Here is a 14471-nt window from a genome sequence, read left to right as displayed (position 1 = left end):
CGCCGCCGCTGTGGCGTTTTATCTGATCAGACGAGGCGATTTCTGGTGCTGCGTGTCCTGCTGATGCCCTTGCTCCTGTTGCTGGCCCTGCCCGGGCCAGCCCGGGCCGACAGTACGTCGGCGCAGCGCATCGTCTCACTCGATCTGTGCCTGGACTGGATGGTCGCCCATTACCTTCCGCCTGAACGCGTGGCCGCCCTGTCGCAGATGCAGAAGCGCTACCCCATCGACTGGATCGGCCCGCAATGGCCGAGTCATGACGGCAGCCTTGAACAGATCTACGCCCTGCAACCAGACTTGGTGGTGGTCGGGCAGTACGCCGGCACCTTGCTGCGCCAGCGCCTGCAAGCGCTGGGCAAGCGGGTAGAGATTTTCCCATTGCCGCAAAACCTGCAGGATGTGGCGAATTACGAAGTGCACTTCCTGCGAGCCGTGGGCCTTCCGGTATCCCTGGCCAGTCGCCCGCCGCTGGCCAGTTTCACGCCCACACGCGAGCAACGTCTGTTGCTGCTGGGCGCCAACGGCATCGGCACCGGGCGCGGCACGCTGGAAAACGAAATCCTCGAGCGCGCTGGCTGGACCAACTACCTGCGTGGCAACGGCTACCAGCGGCTGGATCTGGAGCAGGTCGTCGCCGATCCGCCGGATGCCATCCTCTGGGCTGCGCCGGAACACCGGGCGCTGGCCAACCAGTTCGCCGAACATGCGGCGCTCAAGCACGCCGTACCCGCCGAACGCTGGCTGACCACCGACTACTGGCGCTGGCAATGCCCCGGCCCCTGGACCTGGGATCTGATAGGACAACTGCACCAATGGCTCGACTGATCACCCCCCTCCTGGCCTTGCTGGCGCTTGTCCTGGCGCTGCTGTCGCTGAGCCTCGGCTCCACCCAGGTGGCGGTATTAACCGGGCTGCTCGATTGGCTCAGCGGCGGCAACGGCCCGGACGCCATTGTCATCGGTGAAATTCGCCTGCCGCGCACGCTGCTGGCCCTGGCGGTGGGCGCGGCGCTGGGGCTGAGCGGCGCAGCCTTGCAAGGCCTGTTGCGCAACCCACTGGCCGATCCGGGTCTGACCGGTGCCAGCCAGGGCGCTGCGCTGGGGGCAGCCGGAGTGTTCTATTTCGGTTTGCTGCCGTGGGCCGGAGCCTTTGCGCCGGCGCTGGCCGGGCTGTGCGGGGCCGGCATCGCCCTGACCCTCATGCTGGGCCTGGCCGGTTCCAGCGGGGCCGGCATGGTGATTCTCGCCGGTCTGGCCATCAGCACCCTGAGTGGAGCGCTGCTGGCCGCCGTGCTCAACTTCGCCCCCAATCCCTATGCCATGCAGGAACTGGTGTTCTGGCTGCTGGGTTCGGTGTCCGAGCGCGGACTGGAGCATCTGCTGCTGCTTGGCCCGGCGTTGTTGATCGGTTTTTTGCTGATCTGGGGCCAGCGCCGTCTGCTGCTGGGCCTGAGTCTGGGCGAACAAGTCGCCCAAAGCCTGGGGCTGGCCCACAAGCGCGGCAGCCGCCTGGTCGTGCTGGGCTGCGCGCTACTGGTCGGCGCTTCCGTGGCCGTGGCCGGCGGCATCGGTTTTGTCGGCCTACTGGTCCCGCACCTCATTCGTCCGCTGGTGCGTCACCGCCCCGACCGTTTGCTGATTCCCTCGGCGCTGGCCGGTGCCTGTCTCGTCTGCCTGGCCGATATGGCTGTACGCCTGTTGCCGGCCGGGCGTGAATTGAAACTGGGCGTGCTCACGGCGCTGATCGGTGCCCCGCTGTTTATCTGGCTGGTGTGGAAGGAGCGCAAGCAATGGATCTGATTCGCCTCGAACGCGTGAGCGTACCCGGCCGCCTCGAACCTGTGCGCTTCTCGCTCGCCGCCGGCGAGATGCTGGGCCTGATCGGCCCCAACGGCGCGGGAAAATCCACCCTGCTGAACGCGCTGGCGGGCATTCAGCCTCACACCGGCAGCCTGAGTTACTTCGGCTTCGACGCCGCTCACCTGAGCCCGAAGCAACGTGCCCAGCGCATCGGTTTTCTGCCGCAGAGCCATCACAGCGCCTGGTCCCTGAGCGTGGAGGATGTGGTCGCCTTGGGCCGCCTGCCATGGGGCGACGAAGACGCTGCGCTGATCACGTCTGCCATGCAACGTACCGGCGTGCTGGAGTGGCGCACGCGCAAGGTTGCGGAACTCTCCGGTGGCGAACAGGCGCGCGTCTGGCTGGCTCGCGTCCTCGCCGGCCAACCCGTGTTACTGCTGGCCGACGAGCCGATCGCCAGTCTCGATTTGCGTCACCAGCGCAAGGTGATGGAGCTGCTGCGCGATCATGCGCACCAGGATCGCTCGGTCGTGCTGTCTATTCACGACCTGGGGCTGGCCGCGCGCTACTGCGACAAGCTGTGCCTGCTCGCTGAAGGACAGGTGCTGGCCTATGGAACCCCGCAAGAGGTGTTGACCGAGGCCCATATCACCGCTGCCTTCCAGGTGGATGTGCATATCGACCTCACCACCAATCCACCCATCATCCTGCCCAAGTGAGCACCATGCTGAAGCTGAGTAAGAACCTCGATGAGGTCTGTTATCCCTTTATTCAGGACGCCTCGTCATTGTGCGATTTCGAGGTCGTTACCGATGAACTATGCGCGCTGATTGGTGGGGTGCTCGCCTACCTGCCGGACGACATGCCCGACCTGCGTGCCGACCTCGAAAAGCTGCAACCGCTGGCGTTTCACGTCAACGGCTCGGTGCGCGGGCGCCTGGCGATCGAAGAAGATGACCTGAGCTGGCTAAGTGCGCGCATGGCGCACTATCGCGAAGAGGTGTCGGAGCGTTTGCAGGGGTTTGTCCTGCCCCGCGGGCACGCGCCGGTGCCGCAACTGCACCAGGCGCGCTCGGTGGCGAAGAAAGCCATCCGCGCCTTGGTGCGTGTGGATCAGGAAGGGATTGAAGTGCCGCTGGTGCTGCCGCGAATGTGCAACCTGATGTGCAATTTCTTCTTTGTGCTGACACTGGTGGTGAACCAGCGTCGCGGTTTTGAAGAGACGTACTTTGCCAGCAAGAGTTACGGCAAAAGCACCTGACGCGGAATACGGTACAGAATAAAAATCATCACGCTGCCGAAGATCAGCAGCAGGCACGCAACGCCTTCCAGACCCGACAACGTACCGAGGGCGGCCATCCAGGCCGGTAGGCTGGCCCAATAGAGTCCTTTGCCCTGTGCTTGTTGCAGAGCGCCCCAGCGGGCCGATTCGTCGGCGTCCGTCTGGCCCATGGCCCAAAGCGCCCGTTTAAAGGCGGGGAAGAATTTCAGGGTGACAAACAGGCTGAGCAGGCCGGCGATAAAAAACGCCATGGGCGGCAGGCCCCAATCCACGTCAACCTGCGCCAGCACCAGCCAGGGCAGCACGCACAGGGCCAAGCGGCCCCACCAGATCAGGTTCAACCGGCGACGGGCGTTGGCGCGGTTCATGGCTGTTCGACTTCGTCCTGATGCAGGCTGCCGAGCATGTGCCCGAGCTTGCCGGCCTTGGTCGCCAGGTATTTGCGGTTATGGGGATTGAGCCCGGTCTTCAGCGGCTTGCGCTCAGTGACGGGGATGCCAAAGCCTTCCAGCGCCTTGACCTTGCGCGGGTTGTTGGTCATCAGCTTGAGTTCGCGGATGCCCAGGTGGGCGAGCATCGGCAGGCAGATGCCGTATTCGCGCATGTCGGCGGGGAAACCCAGGCGTTCGTTGGCTTCCACCGTATCGGCGCCGCCGTCCTGCAGTTCATAGGCGCGGATCTTGTTTAACAGGCCGATGCCACGGCCTTCCTGGCGCAGGTACAGCAGCACGCCACGACCTTCATCGGCGATGGCGCGCAACGCTGCTTCCAGTTGAAAGCCACAGTCGCAGCGCAGGCTGAACAGCGCATCGCCCGTCAGGCACTCGGAGTGCACACGGCCCAGCACAGGCTGGCCATCGCCGACATCGCCCAGGCTCAGCACCACATGCTCTTTGCCGGTCGCCTCGTCGAGGAAACCGTGCATGGTGAATTCGGCAAAAGGCGTAGGCAGTTTGGATGCGGCGACGAAAACGACGGACACCGGAGAAACTCCAGAAAAATAAAGCGCGGAGTATAACCGCAGTGAAGCGGCTTGCGGGCGTGGAAAGCCACGAACGGACTGACTGAAGAAGGTACGCGTGACGACCTACAACTTGGATTCCAGTATCAGTACGCCCTGCTCCTCGCGCCAACGTACACGGCTGAGAAAGCTCATGCCCAGCAGGGCTTCGGTCGGCGCATCGCCTTCCAGCACCACCGTATCCACACCGAGCACTTCCAGGCTTCCGACCTTAACCCGGTCGACGCTGAGCTTCCAGCCCTTGGCCGTACCGCTGGCCGTACTGGCCAGCATCGGTCGGCCCTTGACCCGATAGTCCAACCCCAGGCGCTTGGCGTCCTGCTCGTTAATGGCCAGCGAGGTGGCGCCGGTATCCACCAGAAACTGCATCGGATGGCCGTCTACCGAACCGGCGACCCAGTAATGCCCGCCCAGTCCGCGGGCGATGCTGACCTGCTGCTTGCTCGGCGCGCTGAAGCCCTCACTGTATTCTCGGCTCAACTCAAACCGACGCGTCTGGCCATCGATGCGCAACACCGCGCCGCGACTGTCGGCGCTGACCACTTCGACACCGCCGGGCCCTACCTGGCCAACCTTTACCAGCTTGCGCTGGCCGTCGACATTGAGCACGACGGCATTGGGGAACAGGCCAACCACCAGCACCTGCTCGGGCGCGGCTTGGGCCAGGGAAGCGGCCAGCAACAGGCTGACCAACGGAAGGAGACGACGCATCGGCACTGGCGGCTCGCTAAAAAGATACGGGCGAACAGAATAGCCATCCGCGTGCACGGCAAAGCGTGGCCAGGTCACAGGTGGGGAAATTCCAGTGGGGAGTGAAAACTGGATGAGGCGGCCAGGTTCAGAACTTGATGTCTTTAGCGGGTGCTTGCTTCCAGCCTGACCACCGTCTGGTGGGTCGATAAAGCGTGCCCCCCTACGAAAGCGCGACACGTTTTTCGTCGCCGGTAGGGCGGATGTCGCTTTTTTACATCCACCACAGCACCACTCAGTGGATCGTGATTCACCTACGAAAAGAGCTGAGCGCCGCCGTTAAGCCAGACCCAGATGATGCCCTGCATGGCTATCCAGGCGAACACACCGGCCAGTACGTCGTCGAGCATGATGCCGACGCCGCCATGCACATTGCGGTCGACCCAGCGGATCGGCCAGGGCTTGAGGATGTCGAAGAAGCGGAACACCAGGAAACCGACCAGCAACCACTGCCAGCCCTCGGGCACCAGCCACAGGGTGATCCACATGCCGACCATCTCGTCCCAGACGATGCCTTCGTGGTCGTGCACGCGCAGGTCGTTGGCGACCTTGCCGCACAGCCAGAAGCCGAACAGCATGGTCACGCCGAGCATCAGCCAATAGCCCCAGTCCGGCAGCATCTGCCAGAGTGGGATAAACGGCAGCGCCACCAGCGAGCCCCAGGTGCCCGGCGCCTTGGGCAGGGTGCCGGAGCCAAAGCCGAAGGCCAGGAAATGCCAAGGATTGCGCCACACCGAAGGCGGTACGGGTTCGGAACCAGAGAGCTCAGTCACGGGAAGGCCCAAAATGTTGATAACCACGTTCGGGCAGCGAAAGTTCGCCTCCCTGTTCATCGTACAGGTGCACGCCCTCACCTATCGCTACCCGGCCGATGACCGCCACGTCCGGCCAGTGCGCTTGCACGTCAGCCAGATGCCGCTCCGGCAGCGTGAACGCCAGCCGGTAGTCATCGCCGCCAGACAACGCACACTGCTCGGCTGCTTGGCGTCCCCCAAGGCTCAGCAAGGCCTCGGAGAGTGGCAAACGCGTCCGATCGATATGCAACGCGACCTGTGACGCCTTGGCGATATGCCCGCAATCCCCCAGCAAGCCATCGGAGATATCCAGCGCCGCGCTGGCCTTGCCGCGCAGCAGCAGGCCCAACTCAAGCTGCGGTTGCGGCGACCAGTACCGCGCCAGCAAGGGCTTGGCGATAGACGCCGCTGCGACTCGCTCGCCCAGCACCAGCGGCAACGCGCCGGCTGCATCACCCAGGCTACCGCCCACACACAACAGCTCGCCGGGTTGCGCGCCGGCACGAGTCAGCGCCGAACCACGCGGCACCCGGCCGAACACCGTCATGCCCAGGCTCAACGGCCCGCGCGTGGTATCACCGCCCACCAGGCGCAGAGCGCACGCCTGCGCCATGTGATTCAGGCCACGGGCGAACGCCTGCAGCCACGCCTCGTCGGCAGCGGGCAGGGTCAGGGATAGGGTAAACGCAAGGGGGGTGGCGCCCATGGCGGCCAGATCACTGGTCGACACTGCCAGGGCACGCTGGCCCAGCAGAAAGGGATCGCACGGATCAGGAAAGTGCACACCGGCCACCAAGGTGTCAGTGGACACCGCCAAGTGTTCGCCGGACGGCACGTCAAGCAAGGCGCAATCGTCGCCGATGCCCAGCGCCACGCCCTCGCCGCCCTGCGCACAGGGCGCGGCGGCGAAGAAGCGGCGGATCAGCTCGAACTCACCCATGTGGGCGGATCATCAGCGCTTGTTGCTGCGCACTTCGGCGGCGCGCAGCGTGGGCGCCAGCTTGTCCAGCACGCCGTTGACGAACTTATGCCCGTCAGTGGCACCATAGGTCTTGGCCAGCTCGATCCCTTCGTTGATCACCACGCGATACGGTACATCGACGCGGTAACTCAGCTCGTAGGTGGACAGTCGCAGGATGGCCAGTTCGACCGGGTCGAGCTCCTCCAGCGGGCGGTCCAGGTGCGGTTCGATATGCCCGTCGACCTCGGTCTTGTTGCGCGCCACGCCAGTGAGCAGTTCATGGAAATACGCCCCGTCGACGCCGGCGAAATCGTTGTCGACGCGAAACTGCGCCTCGATTTCGTTCAGACTCTGGCCAGCCATGTGCCACTGATACAGCGCTTGCATGGCCAGGCTACGCGCCACTCGGCGCGTCGCGATCTTGCCCTTGGCCGGCTTGGCCGGCTGGGCATCGGGACTGTCGTCGCGATTCAGGCTCACTTGACCTCCAGGGCGGTCAGCAGGCTGACCATTTCCAGGGCGGACAATGCAGCCTCGGCGCCCTTGTTGCCGGCCTTGGTGCCGGAGCGCTCGATGGCCTGCTCGATGGAATCTACAGTCAGCACGCCGAAGGAAACCGGCACGCCGTATTCCATGGACACCTGGGCCAGGCCCTTGGTGCACTCACCGGCGACGTATTCGAAGTGCGGCGTGCCGCCACGAATGACCGCGCCGAGGGCGATGATCGCCGCGTATTCGTCCAGCTGGGCGACTTTCTGTGCCACCAGCGGGATTTCGAAGGCACCCGGCGCGCGGATGATGGTGATGTCGTCTTCGCTCACACCATGGCGAACCAAGGCGTCAACAGCGCCGCTCACCAGGCTTTCGACAACAAAGCTGTTGAAGCGGCCGACCACCAGGGCAAATTTTCCTTGGGGGGCGATGAAGGTACCTTCGATGGTCTTCAGGGTCATGGACTGGCTTCTCTTCTCTTAAAGAACGAAGGCGCCGCGTTCCGGCGGCGCCTCTGGGCATTATTCAGCGGGCAGGTATTCTACAACTTCCAGGTCGAAACCGGATATCGCGTTGAACTTCATGGGCGAGCTCATCAAACGCATCTTGCGCACGCCCAGATCACGCAGGATCTGCGAGCCCGCACCCACCGTGCTGTAGATCGCCGGCGTCGGTGCCGGGGTCTGCTGGCGGTTGAGCTGGGCGAGCAGTTCGGGACCGGTCAGCGGTTTGCCGAGCAGCAGCACCACCCCGCTGCCGGCCTTGGCCACCTCAGCCATGGCCGCGCGCAGGCTCCAGCGTCCCGGCACGTTGACCAGCAGCAGGTCGCGCAGCGGCTCCATGTTGTGCACGCGCACCAGCGTCGGCACTTCGGGGCTGATCTCGCCCAGGGTCAGCGCCATGTGCACGTTGTCTTCGACGCTGTCGCGGTAGGTCACCAGGTTGAACTGCCCCAGTTCGGTATCCAGCGGCTGCTCGGACACGCGCTGCACCGTGCGTTCATTGACCATGCGGTAATGAATCAACTCGGCGATGGTGCCGATCTTGATGCCATGCTGCTCGGCGAAGGCTTCAAGCTCCGGACGACGGGCCATGGTGCCGTCGTCGTTCATGATTTCGCAGATCACGCCGCTGGCATCGAAACCGGCCATCCGCGACAGGTCACAGGCCGCCTCGGTGTGGCCGGCACGCGACAGCACGCCGCCGGGCTGGGCCATCAGCGGGAAAATGTGCCCCGGGCTGACGATATCCTCGGCCTTGGCGCCCTTGGCCACGGCCACTTGCACGGTGCGCGCACGGTCGGCGGCGGAAATGCCGGTGGTCACGCCTTCGGCGGCTTCGATGGATACGGTGAAGTTGGTACCGAAGCCGGAGCCGTTACGCTGCGACATCAGCGGCAGATCGAGGGCTTCGCAGCGCTCGCGGCTCATCGGCAGGCAGATCAGGCCACGGGCGAAACGCGCCATGAAGTTGATGTGCTCGGCCTTGCAGCATTCGGCGGCCATGATCAGGTCGCCTTCGTTCTCGCGGTCTTCATCATCCATGAGGATGACCATCTTGCCCTGGCGGATGTCTTCGACCAGCTCTTCGATAGTGTTGAGTGCCATGCTGGCAAATTCCTTACTTGAGGTAGCCGTGTTCGGCCAGGAAACCTTCGGTGATGCCGGATGCTGCGGGTTCGGCGGCGTTGTCGCCGAGCAACAGACGCTCGATATAACGCGCCAGCATGTCGACCTCCAGGTTGACCCGCCGCCCGGGGCGATAGTCAGCCATGATGGTTTCCACCAGGGTGTGCGGCACGATGGTCAGCTCGAACTCCGCGCCGTTGACCGCGTTCACCGTCAGGCTGGTGCCGTCCACGGTGATCGAGCCCTTGTGGGCGATGTACTTGGCCAGCTCGCGCGGCGCGCGAATCTTGAATTGCACGGCGCGGGCATTGTCCTCGCGGGACACCACCTCGCCGACACCATCGACGTGGCCGCTGACCAGATGGCCACCCAGGCGGCTGGTCGGCGTCAGGGCCTTTTCCAGGTTGACCGGGCTGCCGGTCTTCAGGTCGATGAAACCGGTGAGTGCCAGTGTCTCGCGGCTGACATCGGCCCAAAAGCCGTCGCCGGGCAATTCCACGGCGGTCAGGCACACGCCGTTGACGGCGATGCTGTCGCCGAGCTTGACGTCGCCCAGGTCCAGCTTGCCGGTGGCCACATAAACCCGCACATCACCGCCCTTGGGCGTGATCGCGCGAATGCTGCCGATGGCTTCGATTATTCCTGTGAACATGGAGCCTCCGTGACGAGGCAGGTGAAGCGATGCATATGACGAACTCCTGTTTTTAAAAACAGGGCACTGCAGATCGAAAGGGATTGGACCGACGCACGAACGGCGCCCGTCGAGGCATCCCGCTCTCTCTCATCCGGACTATACCGTCGGCTCCGGGATCGCACCGGATCTGCTGACCTTGCTCGGGTGGTCCCCTGACAAGCGCTCGCGGGCTAGGCCATCAGGCCATCACCGCCGGTGGGGAATCGCACCCCGCCCTGAGAACGTTGCGCGCCACCTTGGTCGAATGGCGCACGCCGGCGTTTTAACACAAAAGCCCGCGGCGTGCAGCCGCAGGAGCGCTATGGAGGCGTGGCGCGAATATCTGTTTCTGGGGGTCCACCGCACTGCGCGTGAGGATTCGCCCCCCTATCGAGCCACCCAGACACGCTAATCCATACTCTCGTGTCCGCCTCGCGGGGTTTCCAAGTGGGCTTCTCAAAGCGGCTGGCTTGGTGCTGACAACGTAAAAGTTACTCCAAGCGTAACTATCACCCCCTCTGCTTGATTGATGACCAGCGGGGCACTGCCTACTGTGAGTCCACTAAGCGGAAACCTGTGGAGTCATTATGACAACAACAATATCCCCACCGCCGCAATGGTCGCGTCGTCGCGCAGAAAAAGCCCGCCGTCTCGATCAGGTGCGTAGCCTCGCCGATGGGGTGGTCCTGCCTAGCGACAAGATCGTCGCGGCGCTCGAAGCTCTGATCGCGCCAGGCGATCGCGTGGTGCTCGAAGGCAACAACCAGAAGCAGGCTGATTTTCTGTCCCGGTCGCTGGCCAAGGTAGATCCCGGCAAACTGCATGACCTGCACATGATCATGCCCAGCGTCAGCCGCGCCGAGCACCTGGACCTGTTCGAGCGGCAGATCGCGCGCAAGCTCGACTTCTCCTTCGCCGGCCCGCAGAGCCTGCGCATCAGCCAGCTGCTGGAAGATGGCCTGCTGGAAGTCGGCGCCATCCACACCTACATCGAACTCTATTCGCGCCTGTTGGTGGACCTGATCCCCAACGTCGCGCTGGTGGCCGGCTTCACCGCCGACCGCGAAGGCAATATCTACACCGGTCCCAGCACCGAAGACACCCCGGCGCTGGTCGAGCCCACCGCCTTTTCCGACGGCATCGTCATCGTTCAGGTCAACGAAATCGTCGATGACCCGCGCGACCTGCCGCGCGTGGACATCCCGGCGAGCTGGGTGGATTTTGTGGTGCAGGCCGACAAGCCGTTCTACATTGAGCCGCTGTTCACCCGCGACCCGCGCCACATCAAGCCGGTGCACGTGCTGATGGCGATGATGGCGATCCGCGGCATTTACGAAAAACACAACGTGCAGTCGCTCAACCACGGCATCGGCTTCAACACCGCCGCCATTGAGCTGATCCTGCCGACCTACGGCGAATCGCTGGGCCTGAAGGGCAAGATCTGCCGCAACTGGACGCTCAACCCGCACCCGACGCTGATCCCGGCGATCGAGACCGGTTGGGTCGAGAGCGTGCACTGCTTCGGCACCGAGCTGGGTATGGAGAACTACATCGCCCAGCGTCCGGACGTGTTCTTCACGGGCCGCGACGGATCGATGCGCTCCAACCGCATGATGTGCCAACTGGCCGGACAATACGCGGTGGACCTGTTCATCGGCGCCACCCTGCAAGTGGACGGCGACGGACATTCGTCGACCGTCACCCGTGGCCGTCTGGCCGGTTTCGGCGGCGCTCCGAACATGGGCCACGACCCGCGCGGTCGCCGCCATCCGACGCCGGCCTGGCTGGACATGGCCAGCCCCGGCGGCGAAGGCCCGGTCACCATGCTCGAGCGCGGCAAGAAGCTCGTGGTACAGATGGTCGAGACCTTCCAGGAAGGCGGCAAACCCACCTTCGTCGAGCAGCTCGATGCGGTCGAGGTGGCGAAGAAGAGCGGCATGCCGCTGGCACCGATCATGATCTACGGCGACGACGTTACTCACCTGCTCACCGAGGAAGGCATCGCCTACCTGTACAAGGCCCGTTCGCTGGAAGAACGCCAGGCAATGATCGCCGCGGTGGCGGGCGTTACCCGCATCGGCCTGCGCCACAACCCCAAGGACACCGAGCGCATGCGCCGCGAAGGGCTGATCGCGCTGCCGGAAGACCTCGGCATTCGCCGCACTGACGCCACCCGGGAGCTGCTGGCGGCCAAGAGCATCGCCGAGCTGGTCGACTGGTCCGGCGGTCTCTACAACCCGCCTGCCAAGTTCAGGAGCTGGTGATGAGCGCCCTCATTGCAAGGCAGGTACAGCCCTCACTGGCTGAACGCCTGGCGGACGTGGCGGTGCAGGCGCTGATCGACGAGGCGGACCTGTCGCCCAAGCCGGGGCTGGTAGACCGGCGCGGCAACGGTGCGCACGACGACCTGCACCTGGACCTGATGCACGCCTCGGCCAACGCGCTGTGGCCGACCTTCAAGGCGATGGCCGAGGCCGCGCTGATCGCCGGTGAGGTCAGCCAGCCGCTGCGTGAAGCCCTCGGCCAGTTGGGCCGCGATGGCGAGGTCGCGATGCTGCGTGTCACCGGCGGGGTCAACACCCACCGTGGCGCGATCTGGGCGCTGGGCCTGCTCTGCGCGGCGGCGGCACTGCACACCGGTAGCGCCGCGCCCCGACATATCGCCGCAACGGCTGCGGCGCTGGCTCGGCTGGATGACCCCAGCGCACCCGTCAACCCCGACAGTCATGGCGCGCGGGCGTGCCGCACCTATGGCGTACTGGGCGCTCGCGAACAGGCACAGCATGGCTTTCCGGCCGTTATCGAACAGGGCTTGCCGCAACTCGTGGCCAGCCGTCGTGACGGCGAGCAGAACGCTCAGCTCGATGCGCTGCTAGCCATCATGAGCCAGTTGACCGACACCTGCGTGCTGCACCGTGCCGGCCTCGAAGGCCTGACTCGCATGCAGGCCGGTGCCTGCGCCGTGCTCGCAGCCGGTGGTGCTGGGAGTCTTGCCGGCCGTCGGCAGTTGCTGGAGCTGGACCGCGACATGCTGACGCTGCGCGCCTCGCCCGGCGGCGCCGCTGACCTGCTGGCCGCCACTCTTTTCCTCGACCGTCTAGCGCCCGCCGCGTCGGCGCCGATTGGGAGCAATTGATCATGGAAACCCTGTCTTTCGAATTTCCCGCCGGGCAACCCGCCCGCAGCAAAGCTCTGGTCGGCGTGGTCGGCTCGGGTGATCTGGAAGTGCTGTTGGAGCCCGGCCAGGCTGGCAAGTTGTCAATCCAGGTGGTCACCTCGGTCAACGGCGCCGAGCAGCGTTGGCAGCAGCTGTTCGAGCGGATGTTCCGCGAGCACACGCCGCCGGCGCTGAACATCGATATTCACGATTTCGGTGCGACACCCGGCGTGGTACGCCTGCGTCTGGAACAAGGGCTTGAGGAGGTTGGCCATGACTGACATTGCACGTCTGCTGCAGTCACGCAGCTTCGTCGAACTCGGCGCTCGCCAGCGTGCCCGTGCACTGCTGGATGACGGCAGCTTCCGTGAACTGCTCGACCCGTTCGACCGCGTCACCTCGCCCTGGCTGAACAAGCAGGGCATCGTCACTCAGGCCGACGACGGCGTAGTGGTGGCCAAGGGCACCATCGACGGCCTACCCGCAGTGATCGCCGCCATCGAAGGCGCCTTCCAGGGCGGCAGCATGGGCGAGGTCGGCGGCGCAAAGATCGCCGGTGCGCTGGAGCTTGCCGCCGAGGACAACCGCAACGGCATCCCCACCCGCGCCGTGCTGCTGCTGGAAACCGGCGGTGTGCGCCTGCAGGAAGCCAACCTGGGCCTGGCGGCCATCGCCGAGATCCAGGCGGCCATCGTCGAACTGCGCGACCACCAGCCGGTGATCGGCGTGGTCGCCGGCTCGGTCGGCTGCTTCGGCGGCATGGGGATTGCCGCCGGACTATGCAGCTATCTCCTGGTCACTCGCGAGGCGCGTCTGGGCCTGAACGGACCACAAGTGATCGAGCAAGAAGCCGGCATCGAGGAATACGACGCCAGCGACCGGCCGTTCATCTGGAGCCTGACTGGCGGCGAGCAGCGCCATGCCAGCGGCCTGGCGGACAGCTACGTCGCCGACGATACCGATGCCATCCGTAATGAACTGCATCGGCTGTTCGCCCAAGGCAAGCCGGCGCAGCCGCGCAGCCGCCGCCATGCCTGGTTCCTGCAACGCCTGGCTGACGCCGACACTCGCACGCAGCCCGATGCCGCGGCAGTACGTGCCCTCTATCAAGGAGATGCCCAATGAGCCGTGGACTGAACTGGTTGCAAGCTCTGGCCGGCGGCCAGGCCCTGGCCGGCTACCCGGCCTCGGTAAAGGTTATCGACGGCTCACTCGGCGGGCGTGCCGCGCGCTATATCGCCGTGGTGCCCGATGCGGAGAATCCATACCCGCGAGCGCGTAATGGAGAAGTTGGCCTGCTCGAAGGCTGGGGCCTGGGCAAGGCCGTGGACGAAGTAATCGAAGCCGACCGCGAGAAAACCGACAAGCGTGTGGTGGTTGCCGTGGTCGATGTCCCGAGCCAGGCCTACGGCCGCCGCGAGGAGGCCCTGGGTATCCATCAGGCGCTGGCTGGGGCGGTGGACGGCTATGCCCGAGCTCGTCTGGCCGGCCACCCCGTCGTCGCGCTGCTGGTAGGCAAGGCCATGTCCGGCGCCTTCCTCGCCCATGGCTACCAGGCCCAGCGGATCATCGCCCTGCGCGATCCGGGCGTAATGGTGCACGCCATGGGCAAGGCCGCCGCCGCACGCATCACCCTGCGCAGCGTCGAGGAACTGGAGGCGCTGGCCGAGTCGGTGCCGCCGATGGCCTATGACATTGACAACTACGCGACCCTCGGGCTGCTCTGGCAAACCCTCTCAGTGGAAAACATCGAGCAGCCGGCCGGTGAAGACCTGGCCCTCGTGCGTGACTGCCTGCAAAAGGCCGTCGCCGACATCGGCGCCAGCACCGACCTCCGTGGCCGCCTCGGCGCGCCGAATCGCGAGGCGTCATCGCGGGTGCGGGAGATGCTCCGAGCCCAGTGGTGATTGAAAC

The 14471-nt window shown here is 64.9% G+C and carries 18 protein-coding genes and 1 riboswitch; of the genes, 9 read left to right on the top strand and 9 right to left on the bottom strand.

What is annotated here, in order from left to right; translation table 11 throughout:
* Positions 1–45: 45 nt before the first annotated feature.
* Genes H9642_RS01960 through H9642_RS01945 form a run of 4 tightly spaced genes read left to right on the top strand, consistent with a single transcriptional unit; the run spans position 46 to position 3060 of the window.
* A complete protein-coding gene (locus H9642_RS01960) occupies positions 46–825 on the top strand; it encodes an ABC transporter substrate-binding protein (RefSeq protein WP_251834730.1) in 780 nt (259 codons plus the stop codon).
* On the top strand, positions 813–1799 hold the full coding sequence (locus tag H9642_RS01955) for a FecCD family ABC transporter permease (protein WP_251834729.1): 987 nt from the start codon (positions 813–815) through the stop codon (positions 1797–1799). Before H9642_RS01960 ends, H9642_RS01955 begins: the two co-directional genes overlap by 13 nt.
* On the top strand, positions 1790–2518 hold the full coding sequence (locus H9642_RS01950; RefSeq protein WP_251834728.1) for an ABC transporter ATP-binding protein: 729 nt from the start codon (positions 1790–1792) through the stop codon (positions 2516–2518). Before H9642_RS01955 ends, H9642_RS01950 begins: the two co-directional genes overlap by 10 nt.
* A gap of 5 nt (positions 2519–2523) precedes the next feature.
* The gene (locus H9642_RS01945) at positions 2524–3060 is read left to right on the top strand and encodes an ATP:cob(I)alamin adenosyltransferase (RefSeq protein WP_251834727.1); all 537 of its coding nucleotides are present in this window, start codon (positions 2524–2526) and stop codon (positions 3058–3060) included.
* Here H9642_RS01945 and H9642_RS01940 read toward each other — a convergent pair.
* From H9642_RS01940 to H9642_RS01900, 9 genes are all read right to left on the bottom strand, one after another.
* Positions 3042–3449 (bottom strand): hypothetical protein, encoded by a 408-nt coding sequence (locus tag H9642_RS01940; RefSeq protein WP_251834726.1) that lies wholly within the window; start codon positions 3447–3449, stop codon positions 3042–3044. The genes H9642_RS01945 and H9642_RS01940 overlap by 19 nt on opposite strands.
* Positions 3446–4063: a GTP cyclohydrolase II gene (gene ribA, locus H9642_RS01935; protein ID WP_251834725.1), complete on the bottom strand. Its 618-nt coding sequence runs from the start codon at positions 4061–4063 to the stop codon at positions 3446–3448. Before ribA ends, H9642_RS01940 begins: the two co-directional genes overlap by 4 nt.
* 105 nt (positions 4064–4168) lie before the next feature.
* A complete protein-coding gene (locus H9642_RS01930) occupies positions 4169–4813 on the bottom strand; it encodes a retropepsin-like aspartic protease family protein (RefSeq protein ID WP_251834724.1) in 645 nt (214 codons plus the stop codon).
* Between the two features lie 293 nt (positions 4814–5106).
* Positions 5107–5625, bottom strand: coding sequence for a phosphatidylglycerophosphatase A family protein (locus tag H9642_RS01925; RefSeq protein WP_251834723.1), 519 nt, complete (start codon positions 5623–5625; stop codon positions 5107–5109).
* Positions 5618–6586 carry a thiamine-phosphate kinase gene (thiL, locus tag H9642_RS01920; RefSeq protein ID WP_251834722.1) on the bottom strand — a complete coding sequence of 323 codons (969 nt, stop codon included), beginning with the start codon at positions 6584–6586 and terminating at the stop codon, positions 5618–5620. The genes H9642_RS01925 and thiL overlap by 8 nt, the downstream gene beginning before the upstream one ends.
* A gap of 12 nt (positions 6587–6598) precedes the next feature.
* The gene (gene nusB / locus H9642_RS01915; protein WP_251834721.1) at positions 6599–7087 is read right to left on the bottom strand and encodes a transcription antitermination factor NusB; all 489 of its coding nucleotides are present in this window, start codon (positions 7085–7087) and stop codon (positions 6599–6601) included.
* Positions 7084–7560 carry a 6,7-dimethyl-8-ribityllumazine synthase gene (ribH, locus tag H9642_RS01910; protein ID WP_251834720.1) on the bottom strand — a complete coding sequence of 159 codons (477 nt, stop codon included), beginning with the start codon at positions 7558–7560 and terminating at the stop codon, positions 7084–7086. The genes nusB and ribH overlap by 4 nt, the downstream gene beginning before the upstream one ends.
* Before the next feature lie 60 nt (positions 7561–7620).
* Complete coding sequence (gene ribBA, locus H9642_RS01905; RefSeq protein WP_251834719.1) at positions 7621–8706, bottom strand: bifunctional 3,4-dihydroxy-2-butanone-4-phosphate synthase/GTP cyclohydrolase II; 1086 nt, start codon at positions 8704–8706, stop codon at positions 7621–7623.
* A gap of 13 nt (positions 8707–8719) precedes the next feature.
* Positions 8720–9379: a riboflavin synthase gene (locus H9642_RS01900; protein ID WP_251834718.1), complete on the bottom strand. Its 660-nt coding sequence runs from the start codon at positions 9377–9379 to the stop codon at positions 8720–8722.
* A 117-nt stretch (positions 9380–9496) separates the two neighbouring features.
* A riboswitch (FMN riboswitch) is annotated at positions 9497–9648 on the bottom strand.
* 339 nt (positions 9649–9987) lie between these two features.
* Here H9642_RS01900 and mdcA point away from each other — a divergent pair.
* The 5 genes from mdcA to mdcE are packed head-to-tail and all read left to right on the top strand — an operon-like array spanning position 9988 to position 14464.
* Positions 9988–11664, top strand: coding sequence for a malonate decarboxylase subunit alpha (gene mdcA, locus H9642_RS01895; protein WP_251834717.1), 1677 nt, complete (start codon positions 9988–9990; stop codon positions 11662–11664).
* Entirely contained in the window at positions 11664–12536 is an 873-nt protein-coding gene (locus H9642_RS01890; protein WP_251834716.1) for a triphosphoribosyl-dephospho-CoA synthase, read from the top strand. The genes mdcA and H9642_RS01890 overlap by 1 nt, the downstream gene beginning before the upstream one ends.
* A gap of 2 nt (positions 12537–12538) precedes the next feature.
* A complete protein-coding gene (locus H9642_RS01885) occupies positions 12539–12838 on the top strand; it encodes a malonate decarboxylase subunit delta (protein WP_251834715.1) in 300 nt (99 codons plus the stop codon).
* Positions 12831–13682 (top strand): biotin-independent malonate decarboxylase subunit beta, encoded by an 852-nt coding sequence (locus tag H9642_RS01880; RefSeq protein WP_251834714.1) that lies wholly within the window; start codon positions 12831–12833, stop codon positions 13680–13682. Before H9642_RS01885 ends, H9642_RS01880 begins: the two co-directional genes overlap by 8 nt.
* Entirely contained in the window at positions 13679–14464 is a 786-nt protein-coding gene (mdcE, locus tag H9642_RS01875) for a biotin-independent malonate decarboxylase subunit gamma (RefSeq protein WP_251834713.1), read from the top strand. Before H9642_RS01880 ends, mdcE begins: the two co-directional genes overlap by 4 nt.
* Positions 14465–14471: the final 7 nt, after the last annotated feature.

Source organism: Serpens gallinarum (genome assembly GCF_014836765.1).
GTDB classification, from domain to species: domain Bacteria; phylum Pseudomonadota; class Gammaproteobacteria; order Pseudomonadales; family Pseudomonadaceae; genus Serpens; species Serpens gallinarum.
The sequence above is the reverse complement of the archived record's forward strand: the minus strand, read 5'-3'. Positions and strand labels throughout refer to the sequence as shown.

Bases quoted from the DNA above. Each gene is read 5' to 3' on its own strand.
- H9642_RS01955 (WP_251834729.1), top strand. From the start codon at position 813: ATGGCTCGACTGATCACCCCCCTCCTGGCCTTGCTGGCGCTTGTCCTG.
- H9642_RS01950 (WP_251834728.1), top strand. From the start codon at position 1,790: ATGGATCTGATTCGCCTCGAACGCGTGAGCGTACCCGGCCGCCTCGAA.
- H9642_RS01945 (WP_251834727.1), top strand. From the start codon at position 2,524: ATGCTGAAGCTGAGTAAGAACCTCGATGAGGTCTGTTATCCCTTTATT.
- H9642_RS01940 (WP_251834726.1), bottom strand. From the start codon at position 3,449: ATGAACCGCGCCAACGCCCGTCGCCGGTTGAACCTGATCTGGTGGGGC.
- H9642_RS01930 (WP_251834724.1), bottom strand. From the start codon at position 4,813: ATGCGTCGTCTCCTTCCGTTGGTCAGCCTGTTGCTGGCCGCTTCCCTG.
- thiL (WP_251834722.1), bottom strand. From the start codon at position 6,586: ATGGGTGAGTTCGAGCTGATCCGCCGCTTCTTCGCCGCCGCGCCCTGT.
- ribH (WP_251834720.1), bottom strand. From the start codon at position 7,560: ATGACCCTGAAGACCATCGAAGGTACCTTCATCGCCCCCCAAGGAAAA.
- ribBA (WP_251834719.1), bottom strand. From the start codon at position 8,706: ATGGCACTCAACACTATCGAAGAGCTGGTCGAAGACATCCGCCAGGGC.
- H9642_RS01900 (WP_251834718.1), bottom strand. From the start codon at position 9,379: ATGTTCACAGGAATAATCGAAGCCATCGGCAGCATTCGCGCGATCACG.
- mdcA (WP_251834717.1), top strand. From the start codon at position 9,988: ATGACAACAACAATATCCCCACCGCCGCAATGGTCGCGTCGTCGCGCA.
- H9642_RS01890 (WP_251834716.1), top strand. From the start codon at position 11,664: ATGAGCGCCCTCATTGCAAGGCAGGTACAGCCCTCACTGGCTGAACGC.
- H9642_RS01885 (WP_251834715.1), top strand. From the start codon at position 12,539: ATGGAAACCCTGTCTTTCGAATTTCCCGCCGGGCAACCCGCCCGCAGC.
- H9642_RS01880 (WP_251834714.1), top strand. From the start codon at position 12,831: ATGACTGACATTGCACGTCTGCTGCAGTCACGCAGCTTCGTCGAACTC.
- mdcE (WP_251834713.1), top strand. From the start codon at position 13,679: ATGAGCCGTGGACTGAACTGGTTGCAAGCTCTGGCCGGCGGCCAGGCC.